The 11,833-nt window shown below is 61.6% G+C and carries 15 protein-coding genes and 1 tRNA gene; 5 read left to right on the forward strand and 11 right to left on the reverse strand.

Annotation, left to right across the window (positions count from 1 at the left end; translation table 11 throughout):
- Nucleotides 1–80: 80 nt before the first annotated feature.
- Nucleotides 81–665, reverse strand: coding sequence for a metallophosphoesterase family protein (locus ROE7235_RS14685; protein WP_121096259.1), 585 nt, complete (start codon nt 663–665; stop codon nt 81–83).
- Between the two features lie 366 nt (nt 666–1,031).
- A tRNA-Leu gene (locus ROE7235_RS14690) sits at nt 1,032–1,118 on the reverse strand.
- Nucleotides 1,119–1,267: 149 nt separating this feature from the next.
- On the opposite strand from ROE7235_RS14690, the gene ROE7235_RS14695 reads away from it, so the two are divergent.
- On the forward strand, nt 1,268–2,254 hold the full coding sequence (locus ROE7235_RS14695; protein ID WP_121096283.1) for a complex I NDUFA9 subunit family protein: 987 nt from the start codon (nt 1,268–1,270) through the stop codon (nt 2,252–2,254).
- Nucleotides 2,255–2,294: 40 nt separating this feature from the next.
- Here the strand turns inward: ROE7235_RS14695 and ROE7235_RS14700 are convergent, their stop codons facing one another.
- The 7 genes from ROE7235_RS14700 to ROE7235_RS14730 form a co-directional block, all read right to left on the reverse strand.
- A complete protein-coding gene (locus ROE7235_RS14700) occupies nt 2,295–2,834 on the reverse strand; it encodes a fasciclin domain-containing protein (protein ID WP_121096260.1) in 540 nt (179 codons plus the stop codon).
- A gap of 112 nt (nt 2,835–2,946) precedes the next feature.
- The gene (locus ROE7235_RS14705) at nt 2,947–3,594 is read right to left on the reverse strand and encodes an anti-sigma factor (protein WP_183073527.1); all 648 of its coding nucleotides are present in this window, start codon (nt 3,592–3,594) and stop codon (nt 2,947–2,949) included.
- Nucleotides 3,591–4,154, reverse strand: a complete 564-nt coding sequence (locus tag ROE7235_RS14710; RefSeq protein ID WP_220669574.1) for a sigma-70 family RNA polymerase sigma factor — start codon at nt 4,152–4,154, stop codon at nt 3,591–3,593. Before ROE7235_RS14710 ends, ROE7235_RS14705 begins: the two co-directional genes overlap by 4 nt.
- A gap of 63 nt (nt 4,155–4,217) precedes the next feature.
- Nucleotides 4,218–4,649 (reverse strand): MarR family winged helix-turn-helix transcriptional regulator, encoded by a 432-nt coding sequence (locus ROE7235_RS14715; protein WP_121096262.1) that lies wholly within the window; start codon nt 4,647–4,649, stop codon nt 4,218–4,220.
- The gene (locus ROE7235_RS14720; RefSeq protein WP_121096263.1) at nt 4,646–5,491 is read right to left on the reverse strand and encodes a carbon-nitrogen hydrolase family protein; all 846 of its coding nucleotides are present in this window, start codon (nt 5,489–5,491) and stop codon (nt 4,646–4,648) included. The genes ROE7235_RS14715 and ROE7235_RS14720 overlap by 4 nt, the downstream gene beginning before the upstream one ends.
- Before the next feature lie 4 nt (nt 5,492–5,495).
- Entirely contained in the window at nt 5,496–5,753 is a 258-nt protein-coding gene (grxC, locus tag ROE7235_RS14725) for a glutaredoxin 3 (RefSeq protein WP_121096264.1), read from the reverse strand.
- Nucleotides 5,754–5,797: 44 nt separating this feature from the next.
- Nucleotides 5,798–6,559, reverse strand: coding sequence for a double zinc ribbon domain-containing protein (locus ROE7235_RS14730; RefSeq protein ID WP_121096265.1), 762 nt, complete (start codon nt 6,557–6,559; stop codon nt 5,798–5,800).
- A gap of 49 nt (nt 6,560–6,608) precedes the next feature.
- Between ROE7235_RS14730 and ROE7235_RS14735 the strand changes: the two genes are divergently transcribed.
- Nucleotides 6,609–7,445 carry a methyltransferase domain-containing protein gene (locus tag ROE7235_RS14735; RefSeq protein ID WP_121096266.1) on the forward strand — a complete coding sequence of 279 codons (837 nt, stop codon included), beginning with the start codon at nt 6,609–6,611 and terminating at the stop codon, nt 7,443–7,445.
- Between the two features lie 113 nt (nt 7,446–7,558).
- Nucleotides 7,559–8,611, forward strand: a complete 1,053-nt coding sequence (gene hemH, locus ROE7235_RS14740; RefSeq protein ID WP_121096285.1) for a ferrochelatase — start codon at nt 7,559–7,561, stop codon at nt 8,609–8,611.
- A 93-nt stretch (nt 8,612–8,704) separates the two neighbouring features.
- Here hemH and ROE7235_RS14745 read toward each other — a convergent pair whose 3' ends face one another.
- On the reverse strand, nt 8,705–8,902 hold the full coding sequence (locus tag ROE7235_RS14745) for a hypothetical protein (RefSeq protein WP_121096286.1): 198 nt from the start codon (nt 8,900–8,902) through the stop codon (nt 8,705–8,707).
- Between the two features lie 269 nt (nt 8,903–9,171).
- On the opposite strand from ROE7235_RS14745, the gene dalA reads away from it, so the two are divergent.
- On the forward strand, nt 9,172–9,714 hold the full coding sequence (gene dalA / locus ROE7235_RS14750) for a divisome-associated lipoprotein DalA (RefSeq protein ID WP_121096267.1): 543 nt from the start codon (nt 9,172–9,174) through the stop codon (nt 9,712–9,714).
- 23 nt (nt 9,715–9,737) lie between these two features.
- Here the strand turns inward: dalA and trpA are convergent, their stop codons facing one another.
- Complete coding sequence (trpA, locus tag ROE7235_RS14755) at nt 9,738–10,529, reverse strand: tryptophan synthase subunit alpha (RefSeq protein WP_121096287.1); 792 nt, start codon at nt 10,527–10,529, stop codon at nt 9,738–9,740.
- 169 nt (nt 10,530–10,698) lie between these two features.
- Here trpA and ychF point away from each other — a divergent pair, with 169 nt between their 5' ends.
- Complete coding sequence (gene ychF, locus ROE7235_RS14760; RefSeq protein ID WP_121096268.1) at nt 10,699–11,796, forward strand: redox-regulated ATPase YchF; 1,098 nt, start codon at nt 10,699–10,701, stop codon at nt 11,794–11,796.
- Nucleotides 11,797–11,833: the final 37 nt, after the last annotated feature.

Here is an 11,833-nt window from a genome sequence, read left to right on the forward strand (position 1 = left end):
CAACGCGCTCTCGCAACGCAAGTGGATGTGGTTTGCCCATCTGTTATCTCCATATCTGCTCAAAGACATGGAATCATGGATCATGAAGTAAGGGAATCCTGAATCTGGTCAAACCGGACGCGCTCTAAGTCCGAGACGTTGCACGGCGCGTAGGTGTCATGCCCCGAAGCCCCCGCAAGCGAGGTGTGCAGCATGGCGATATTGACGGCGCCCGGAACCGGCGCGGGAAAGCGCGGCAGCAAGCTTTCGGGCGCGTGGCGGTCTGCGAAGCTGACGCCGTGGACCCAGACATCCTCTGCCAGTTGCACTTTGCCGCCTCGGGCGTCGAACACATGCACGTTGTCGGGCAGCTCCAGGCCACCAGTGATCGGGTTCTCGGCGTCGTGGTTGCCTTTAATGTAGAACACGCGGATGTGGGCTGTGCGCAACCTGTCTAGCTGCGCGGTCAAGAACGCGGCGGTGCGCGCGCTGCGCGCCTTGCCGTCGAACAGGTCGCCTGCGATCAGCAGCGCCGCGACCCCTTCCGACAGCGCCACATCAATGATGCGGCCAAAAGCGCTTCGGGTTGCGGCCTCTACTTCGGCCCGCAGCGCTGCGTCGCGCAGCGCCAGCGAACGCAGCGGCGAATCCAGATGAACATCGGCGGTGTGCAGTATCTTGATCACGTCGCCTCCAAGAACCTGTGGCTTGGGACAAGGATGACCTTGGCGCGTTCTTGGGACAACCACAAACTGAAGTCACCGGCCCGCACAGCGACAAACCGGGTGTGCGGTCGGCTTGTTGCGGTGCGCGGTGTCCTCGCGGGTCGCGTCGCGCATCGGCGCACACTCGATACGCATGGTCGCCGTGCCATAATTTGGCCAACGCGCGTTGCCTCTCAGAGCCGTCCTGTGTGATACTACGCGGCGCTAAAACAAGTGTGTGGGGTGAGTGATTATTGGGACTATCCGTCCCTTCAAGAAACACAACCCGCCCACATGCTTGAGCCATTCACCTTTGTCATCTGACCGGCCGCCACAACGTAGGATAAATGGTGCCCAGGAGAGGACTCGAACCTCCACGCCCGTACGGGCACTAGCACCTGAAGCTAGCGCGTCTACCAGTTCCGCCACCTGGGCAGGTTGCGTGGACCGGCTTTTAGATTTGGCGCAGGGGAGTGTCAACGCCTGAAATGCGTGAAATCATGCGGCTTTGGAAAAAAGCCCAATGCCCTTGCCGTGGGCGTGGCACGCAGGTATTCACGGGATCGCAACAGGCGGAGGTCGGCATGTCGAAACTGGTCACGATTTATGGCGGATCGGGCTTTGTCGGGCGGTATATCGCGCGGCGGATGGCCAAGGCCGGATGGCGCGTGCGTGTCGCTGTGCGCCGCCCGAACGAAGCGCTGCATGTCAAACCCTACGGCACGCCGGGGCAGGTGGAACCCGTGTTCTGCAATATCCGCGACGACGCCTCTGTGCGCGCGGTGCTGCAAGGCGCCGATGCGGTGGTCAACTGCGTGGGCATTCTGGGAGAGGTTGGCAAAAACCGGTTCGATACCGTTCAGGCCGAAGGGGCGGGCCGTATTGCCCGGCTTGCGGCGGAACAGGGCATTAAAAGCATGGTGCATATTTCCGCCATCGGCGCGGATGCGGGCTCTGACAGCCTGTATCAGCAAACCAAGGCAGAGGGCGAGGCATTGGTGCTTGCGGCCATGCCGGATGTGGTCATCCTGCGCCCCTCGGTGGTGTTCGGAACCGAAGACCAGTTCTTCAACCGGTTCGCGGGTATGGCGCGGTTCAGCCCGTTCCTGCCGGTTGTGGGCGGGGCAACCCGCTTCCAGCCGGTCTATGTCGATGACGTGGCAGCCGCCGCCGAACTGGCGCTGACCAAAGGGGCCGCGCCGGGTGTGTATGAATTGGGCGGTCCCGACGTGGCCACGTTCCGTGAGCTGATGCAGCAGATGCTGGCCGAAATCCGGCGCAACCGGATTTTGCTGAATGTGCCGTTCTTCGTCGCCAAGATCATGGGCAGCACGTTCGATATCTTGCAAAAGATCAGCTTCGGGCTGTTCACCAACGGCGTGTTGACCCGCGATCAGGTCCGCAATCTTGCGCGCGACAATGTGGTCAGTGCGGATGCGCGGGGCTTTGCCGATCTGGGCCTGACGCCCACGCCCATGTCTGCCGTTCTGCCGGATTACCTGTATGCGCACCGGGTTGGCGGGCAATACAAGGCCATCCACGAGTCGGCGGCACGCCTGCGCAAAGACTAATACGGCGCGCGGGGAGGACGCGCGCCGTATTGTGATCGGATCAGCGGGGCAGCAGAACGCTGTCCACAACGTGGATGACACCGTTTGACTGGTTCACATCGCTGATCGTGACGCGACCGGCATTACCGGATTCGTCATAAATCCACAGTGTGCGCCCGCGCATCTGCGCGCTAAGCGCGTCGCCCGACAGCGTCTGCATGTGGAAAAAGCCGTCCGGGCTGTTCCGCGCGCGGCGCATCAGGTCTTCGCCCGTCAGATCGCCCGCAACAACATGTGCGGTCAGCACTTTTTGCAGCGTGCCCTTGTTTTCGGGCTGAAGCAGCGTGTCGACGGTGCCGGCGGGCAGTGCGTCGAACGCCGCATTGACGGGGGCGAACACGGTCAGCGGTCCGGGCCCTTGCAGCGCATCGACCAGATCGGCGGCTTGCACAGCGGCGACCAGCGTGGTGTGGTCAGCCGAATTCACCGCGTTTTCCACGATATTGCGGGTCTCCAGCATGGGCGCACCACCAACCATGGGGTTGGCGAATGCGGCGCCAGTCGTCAATGCGATCACGGCAGTCAAAGTAGCGAGTTTCATTCTCTCTCTCCTGTTATGGCAAAATGCCGGGCGCGTTTTGCGCCCATGCCAAGGGAACGAGAGGGCGATGTAGGAAGTTTCAGGCGCGCGCAGATTTCCGATCACAGACGCGTTACCCCGCGCGCAACTCCGCCGTGGCCAGAACCGGACCTGTTGGCAGGCCGGTGGTAGACCCGCCCGCCGGTTCCAGACTGACGGCCAGAACCTGCCCCGCCTGAAGTGCGGCTTCGCGGGTCAGAGCACCGTCGCGCAGCAGGCCAAGCGAGGACGGCACACCATCCGCGCCGATGACCCATAGCTCGTAATCCTGTCCGGCCCCGGCTTCGGGACCGTCTGCACGCAGGTTCAGACTTGTGCCATCAAAGCTTGCGGCCAGAACCAGAGCACGATCCTCTGCCACAAGTTCGGCGGTCAGCACGGGTGCGGGCGGTGCGCGCAGCACAGGCGAAAGAACGACCAAGCCAAGGGCCAATGCACCCACCAGCGACCCGGCACCCAACCAGCGCCAACCGCGACGGCGGCGGGGGGCAGGGGCCGGAAACAGGCGGGATTCTATCTGGGGCAGCAGGTCTGGCGCCGGCAATTCGGCGAATTCGTCGTTCAACGGTTCCAGTCGCGCTTCCCAGTCGCGCACCCGGGCCGCAAAGCGCCCGTCGGTCGCCGCCCGTTGATCGGCCGCGCGCCAAGCGTCGCTCTCCAGCAGCCCAAGTACATATTCTGCGGCCAGCAGGTCGTCGTCATCTTCGGGGGGCATGGTCATCGGTCCAAACACTCCCGCAAACTGATAAGCGAACGCCGCAACCATGTGCGCATTGTATTTAGCGGCACGTCAAATTGCGCGGCAAGATCGTGATAGGACAATCCCATCAGATATGCCCCCCGGACCGCGCGGGCGCGGTCTGCGGGCAGTTCCTCGAAGCAGGCGACAACCGCCTGCATCCTGGCGCGCAGCATGGTTTGATCTTCGACACCCATAGCGGGGTCGGCAACCAGGTCGAGCACATCCATATCACCCTCGCCACCGCTCACGACCCGGTGCCCGCGCGCCGCAGGGCGCGCGCGCAGCCGGTCCAGCGCGTGATTACGGGCAATGGCGCAAATCCAGCCCATGCCAGAGCCTTTCTGCGGATCATAGGTGGCGGCACGTTGCCAAAGGCGGATCATCACCTCTTGCAGGGCATCTTCCGCTTCGGCCCTGTCCCCCAGCATACGGGTCAGGAGCCCCATAAGTTTCGGAGCAGCCGAAGAGTATAACAGCCCAAGTGCCGCGCGGTCCTGCACGGCCAGACGTTTCAGCAGGCCAGAGATGTCATCTGTCACGCAAGATTCCTGTTCGCTGTGCCCGAACTTAATGCAAAAAGCCCTGCACGCAATGGGTTCGGATCAGTCGCCTTCCAGCCGCAGCCGGATTTCACGCAATACCGGAACGGTCTGGCGCACCCGCGCATCCCCAAGGGTTTGCGCAATATCATCAATCAGCGGGCTGATGGCAGCCAGCGCGGCATCGCGTGCGGCCTTGCCCGACGGGCTGATTGCGACCATCTTGCGCCGCGCATCGTCCCAGTCGGGCCGGATATGCACATATCCCGCCCATTCCAGTTTGGTCAGCGTATTGGTCATGGCCCCGCGCGTGACGTGAAAGGCGCGCGCAAGTTCCGCAGGTGTTCGTTCCGTCTGCAAACGCGCCAGCAAGTTCAGCACGCCGAAATGCGAAAGCTCCATCCCTTTCGGCAACACTTTGGACAGTCTGTTGCGCACCAATTGATCGGCCATAAGCAACTCGCTGAACAGAGCATTTCCAACGTCAGAGCTCATGGCGCACCGGGTGGCAGGAATTCACGGTCATGACGCAAAGATGGTACGCGCGCCCGGACATCTGCGACGCGCGACAGGTCCAGATCCACCACCGCTACGCCGGGATCGCGGCCCATGTCCAACAGCACCTCGCCCCACGGCGCGATAACCATGCCGTGCCCGTGCGTGCGCCGCGTGCGCCCTTCTTGTGCCTTGTGCAGGCCGGTTTGTGCGGGCGCGACGACGAAAGCACCGTTTTCGATGGCCCGCGCGCGCAACAGGCTTAGCCAATGCGCGGCCCCCGTGACCGGGCTGAAAGCGGCGGGCACGAAAAGTACCTCTGCGCCCGCCTGCGCCAAGGCGCGGTATAGCATCGGAAAGCGCAGATCGTAGCAAATCGTCAGACCAAGGCAACCAAGCGGCGTTTCTGCCAGTACCGCGCGGTCGCCGGGCCGGAACGCGGCGGATTCGTGATAAATCTCGGTTTCCGACACTTTCACATCAAACATGTGAATCTTGTCGTATCGCGCCATGATCGCGCCATCCGGGCCGATCAGGAAAGAGCGGTTGGCGAAGCGGCCATCCGGGTCGTCGGTCTTCAGGGCGAGCGAGCCGATCAGCACCCAGAACCCCAGCTCTTTCGCCAGCCCACGGATCGCGGCAAGGGTCTGGTCCTCTGCCTCTGTCTGCAAGACGGCGGCTTGCCCCGCGCGCGATGTGGAAACGCAATTCGTCACCTCTGGCGTGAGGGCGATCTGAGCCCCGCGCGCATGCGCCTCGCGCAGCATGGTCAGGGTGGTCGGCAGGTTGTCTGCCGGATTGTCGCTGGAATTGAGTTGCAAGAGCGCCGCACGAAGGGTCATGTGCCTACCCTTTCAACAGTGGATCAAGCTTGCCCGCGCGTTCCAGCGCGTAGAGCTCGTCACAGCCGCCGACATAGGTGTCGCCGACAAAAATCTGCGGCACCGTGTGCTTGCCGCCGGCGCGCTTCATCATTTCAGGACGGCGGTCAGGGTTTCGCGCAATGTCGATTTCGGAGAAGCTGGCGCCTTTCGATGTCAGCAACCGTTTCGCGGCATGGCAAAATCCGCACAGGGGTGACGTATAGATTTCAATCGGTTGCATGACAGTCCTCGGGTTGCGCGTGGTTTGCCGCGCAGTATAGAGGATCAGAGCGCCCGTGCAACGCGCGCCAGTGCCACAACCCGTACCGAAGCGGCACCATTTGCCAAACAGCATTCGGCGGCGGCTGCGAAGGTGGCCCCTGCGGTCATGACGTCATCCACCAGCAGGATATCGCGCCCGCCGATAAGCGGGGCGCGTTTGTCATGGGCTGAAAAGGCGTCCTGCATATTGGTGAACCGTCCCAAGCGCCCGCGCCCGTCTTGTGTGCCGGTGGCGCGCGTGCGGCGCAGCAGGTCGGGGCAGTGTTCCAGCCCGTGCAGCTTGGCAAGCGCACGGCTTAGTTCGGCGGCTTGATTGTACCGGCGTTTCAAAAACCGCGTCCAATGCAGCGGTATGGGGGCAACAAGCATATCTGGCTGCAAGATCGGGACGGCCGCGCGTGACATCCAGCGCGCAGCGGCGGGCACATGGTCCAGCCGGTCGTAGTATTTCAGCCCCAACAGCAGTTTGCGGGCCTTGTCGCCATATAACAGCGCCGCGCGCCCTTGCGCCCAAGGGCGCGCGAGCGTCAGGCACTCGTCACAATGCACGGGCGTTCCGGGGTCGGCACCGGGCAGCGGCAACCCGCAAGCGTCGCAGCACAGCCCGTCTATAAACGGCATCTCGCGCCAGCAGGTAGCGCAGAGCGCGCCGTCATCCGCCACAAACGCATCGCAGGTCACACATTGCGGCGGGTAAAGCGCGTGCAGCAACGCCCTACCCGCGGATTGCACTCTGGTGGGCGATCTGCGCGATGGGTTTTGCATTTCGCCCTCGTTGCCCCTACATCCTGACCACGCCCACGACGGAGTTTTCATGACCGCCCCGCGCCTGACCGACCGTGCTGCCCTGTTGCGCAATCGCGCACGCGCGCGCGGCGCAATGTTCCTGCACGACCTGGCCCGAGAGGAGCTACAGGATAGGCTGACGATGGTTAACAGATCGTTTACGGCGCCCGCCATCGTCACCGGTTTCCCGGCGTTTTGGGGCGACATGGTTCCGAATGCGCGTGTGGTCGCGGATGAGGCTGTTCTTGATCTGGACGAGGGCGCGCATGATCTGGTCATTCACGCCATGGCGCTGCACTGGGCCGACGATCCCGTGGGACAGTTGGTGCAGGCGCGCCGGGCCTTGCAGCCCGACGGTCTGTTTCTGGGTGCGCTCTTCGGGGGGCAGACCTTGGCGGAACTGCGCGCCGTGCTGGCCCAAGCAGAATCGGAATTGCGCGGAGGGCTGAGTGCCCGCATCCTGCCCATGGCAGAAATCCGTGATCTGGGGGCGCTGCTACAGCGCGCGGGTTTTGCGCTTCCGGTGGCAGATTCGGTGCGCCAAAGCGTCGCATATCGCGAACTGCATACGTTGTTTTCCGACCTGCGCGCCATGGGTGAGCGCAATGCTCTGGCGGCGCGGCCCCGTCGCGGCGCCCCACGCGCGGTCTTTGATTTGGCGCGCGCACTCTATGCTGACAGCTTCTCAAACGCGGATGGGGCTTATATGGCAGGGTTTGAGCTGATCTTTCTTTCTGGCTGGGCCCCGGCAGACGACCAGCCCAAACCGTTGCGCCCCGGTTCGGCAAAGGCGCGACTGGCAGACGCGCTGAACACCGATGAAGTTACACTGCCCGATCCCGTGAAAATCCCCCGCAAAGATTGATTCTGCCCGTAATTCCGCTATGTCCGCTCAGGTGTTCAGGAGGCGGTGAGATGAAAGACGAAGCCATGCTCGATGCAAAGCCAGATCAGCCGACGGCGAAATGCCCTGTTCATATGGACGAACCCGGCACCGGGCGTCTGGCCCATGCCGATGCCGACCATCCCGCCGTGCCGCAAGCCAAGATCGGTGTGCTGATCGCCAATCTGGGAACGCCGGATAATTATGACTACTGGTCCATGCGGCGCTATCTGAACGAATTTCTGTCCGACAAGCGCGTTGTGGATTACCCGGCATGGCTGTGGCAGCCGTTGTTGCAGCTTGTCATCCTGACCAAACGGCCCTTCACGTCCGGCGCGAATTACAAATCCATCTGGAACACCGACAAGGACGAAAGCCCGCTTCTGACCATTACCAAGGACCAGACCGCACGGCTTGCGGAAACGGTGGCAGAGAAATTCGGCGATGGCGTCATGGTCGATTTCTGCATGCGCTATGGCAATCCTTCGACCACGTCAAAAGTGGACGAGATGGTCAAGGCCGGGTGCGAAAAGATCCTGTTTTTCCCGCTCTATCCGCATTACGCGGGAGCGACTTCTGCGACCGCCTGCGACCAGTTTTTCCGGGCGCTGATGACCCAGAAATGGCAACCCGCCGCACGCACTGTGGCACCTTATTTCGAACACCCATCCTACATCAAGGCGCTGGCGGCGTCCGTGCGCCGTGCTTATGACGCGATGGAGGAAAAGCCCGAGGTTCTGGTGGCGTCCTACCACGGCATGCCCAAACGCTACTTGATGGAGGGCGACCCCTACCATTGCCAGTGTCAGAAAACCACGCGCCTGTTGCGCGAGGAGCTGGGCTGGGAAGAGGCCAAGATCCAGACGACATTTCAGTCGGTCTTTGGCCCCGAAGGTTGGCTGCGCCCTTACACGGTCGATCATGTCGCCGATCTGGCGAAGCAGGGTGTAAAGCGTTTGGCCGTGATCGCGCCGGCGTTTTCAGCCGATTGTATCGAGACGCTGGAAGAAATTAACGAGGAAATCTGCGAGAGCTTTGAAGAGGCCGGCGGCGAGCACTTCACCTATATCCCCTGCCTGAACGACGATGCGCTTCATATCGCGGCGCTGACAGAGGTGATCGAAGAAAACCTGGCAGGCTGGTCTTAGCGCAGACGGGTCTTTTCCCGACTAATCCAGACAGATTAAACAAAAAAATGGTGGGCCGAGGCCCACCATTCTCTTTGGCAAAACTGCTAGAGCTTAGCGCGAAGCAGCTGCAGCAGCGATAACCAGCAGGACCATCAGCGGCACGATGATGCCGGAAGCCGACGAGGACTTGACGTCTTCGACAACAACAGCAGGCTCGATGACCGGCTCTTTGTACTTGCCACCGTGGCCGCCTGCGAAAGCGGTAGTTGCGGCCATCGACAGGGCAGCTGCGAGTGCGATTTTCTTCATAGTAACCTCCAGAATGCGCCGACACATAACACCAGTGCCGGCTCCCAAGACGAAATGTCGTGAGTTGGGTGAAACCATTTTCTGCGATGGAACGCAACGTGCCGATTACAAGCCTCTCTCAGATTTCGTCTGCGTCGTCAAATTCGCAACACTTTTGGGCCCGATCGTTGCCGGATTGCCAGACTGCCACACTCATCACGTCGAGTTGTATTTGAATTGGGTTGGTGAACGGGCTAAGGCTCTGCCAATCCTCAACGAAAGACCCGATCATGCGTTTTGTTGCCACGTTCTTGTTGCTTGCCCTTGGCCTAAGCGCCTGCACCACCATGAACACTCCGATGCGTATGGGACCAGATGGCAAGCCGGTTCCCGTGGTCTATCGAATCGGTCCGAATGACGCGCCACTCGTGCGCCAGCGGATGCAGGACGGCATCAACACCATGCGGGCACAGAACGGTCTGCCGCCCTTGACCAGCTCTTTGGAACTGGCCAGCGCAGGGGCGACCCATGCGCAGGACATGTCGTTCCAGCAACGCCCGTGGCACTGGGGGTCGGACGGCTCCAGCCCGATTTTGCGGGCGCAGCGCGCCGGGTATCAGGGTGCTTTCGTCGGTGAACTGATCTCGGAAACATTCGAAACAGAGATTGAAACCGTCAACGCCTGGATGGTGGAGCCGGAAACCCGTCAGGTCATTCTGGACCCACGTGCGACCGATCTGGGCGTGGGCTGGCATCAGGACGAGAACGGCAAACTGTGGTGGGCTGTCGTGCTGGGCGAGCGGGCGGGCGGATTCGCGGTAGCGACCCGCTGACCACACGCCGCGCGCCGTCGCAATCAACCGCGATGCGCGCCGTCTGACAACCCTTTGACGTAGCTTAGAATATCCGCCAATGGCTTGCCGTCTGCGATTTGTTTCACAATGGCAGACCCAACCACGCAGCCATCGGCCACGCTGGCGATCTCTTGTGCGGTGTCCGGCGTTGAAATCCCGAACCCCACGATCACCGGCAGGTCGGTTGCCGCCTTGATTCGCGCCACCTCTGGCCCGACATTCGTGGCCTGCGCGGCCGCTGCACCGGTGATGCCTGTGATCGAAACGTAATAAACAAAACCAGAGGTGTTTTGCAGCACTTTGGGCAGACGCGCGGCATCTGTGGTGGGCGTTGCAAGGCGGATGAAGTTCAGCCCTGCCGCTTGTGCCGGCAAGCACAGCTCGCTGTCTTCCTCTGGCGGAAGATCGACCACGATCAGCCCGTCAACGCCCGCATCCTTGGCATCCGCCAGAAACCGGTCGACCCCGCGCGAATAGATCGGGTTATAGTAGCCCATCAGCACAATCGGCGTTTCATCGTTTCCGGTGCGGAAATCGCGCACCATCTGCAACGTCTTTTCCAGCGTCTGGCCACCGTTCAGCGCACGTTGGCCAGCAAGCTGGATGGTCGGGCCATCGGCCATCGGGTCGGTAAACGGAACCCCCAGTTCGATGATATCCACACCGGCCTCTGGCAGCCCGCGCATAATCTCCAACGATACCGGCATGTCCGGGTCGCCTGCCATGATGTAGGCCACGAATGCCTTGCGGCCGTCTGCTTTGAGCTTGGCAAAGGTGGTGTCGATTCGGGTCATCATATCTCTCATGGGTTTTTTTAGGGTTTGGCCGAAAACGCCTCTGGACGCAATCCTGCCGATTCGCACGCTTTGCCACCCCCGATAACCAGAGGGTCCGGTCGCCAAGGCTTGTGTCGGCGCGCCGCCGCGCCTAGAAGCGGGCGAAACCGCAGCCTTGGGGGAAATTATGGGCTTTCGCATGGGAATCGTCGGTCTGCCCAATGTTGGCAAATCGACCCTGTTCAACGCATTGACCAAGACTGCCGCAGCGCAGGCCGCGAATTTTCCGTTCTGCACAATCGAACCCAATGTGGGCGATGTGGCCGTGCCCGATGCGCGGTTGTTCAAGCTGGCAGAGATCGGAAAATCCAAAGAGATCATCCCGACCCGCATGACATTTGTGGATATTGCGGGCCTTGTGCGCGGGGCAAGCAAGGGCGAGGGTCTGGGCAACCAGTTTCTGGCCAATATCCGCGAGGTGGACGCGATTGCCCATGTGCTGCGCTGCTTCGAGGATGACGATGTCACCCATGTCGAAGGCAAGATCGACCCGGTTGCCGATGCCGAAACCATCGAGACCGAGTTGATGATCGCCGATATGGATTCGATCGAGAAGCGACTGGCCAACCTGACGCGCAAGATCCGTGGCGGCGACAAGGAGGCGGTAGAGCAGGACGCCCTGTTGCGCCGTGCGCTGACCGCGCTTGAGGATGGCAAACCCGCACGCACCGTCGATGTGGCACCGGATGAGCGCAAAAGCTGGCGGATGTTGCAGCTTCTGACATCCAAGCCCGTACTGTATGTTTGCAATGTCGAGGAATCGGCCGCCGCCGATGGCAATAGTCAGTCGGCCCGCGTGGCAGTAATGGCGGCCGCCCAAGGGGCCGGGCATGTCGTGATTTCCGCCCAGATAGAGGAAGAGATCAGCCAGTTGGCTGCGGATGAGGCAGAGATGTTTCTGTCCGAAATGGGTCTGGAAGAACCCGGCCTGGGCCGGCTGATCCGTGCGGGCTATGCACTGCTGGATCTGCAAACTTATTTCACCGTCGGCCCCAAGGAAGCGCGCGCCTGGACCATCCCGCGCGGCACCATGGCCCCGCAGGCGGCAGGCGTTATCCATGGCGATTTCGAACGCGGATTTATCCGCGCCGAAACCGTGGCCTATGATGACTACATCGCGAATGGCGGCGAGGCTGGCGCGAAAGATGCGGGCAAGTTCCGCGTCGAGGGTAAGGCTTACACGGTGCAAGATGGCGATGTGCTACATTTCCTGTTCAACGCCTGACGGTTTGACAAGCGCCGCGCATCGGGTGTCTTGTTAA

Origin of the sequence: Roseinatronobacter ekhonensis, from assembly GCF_900499075.1 — a bacterium.
Lineage (GTDB): Bacteria > Pseudomonadota > Alphaproteobacteria > Rhodobacterales > Rhodobacteraceae > Roseinatronobacter > Roseinatronobacter ekhonensis.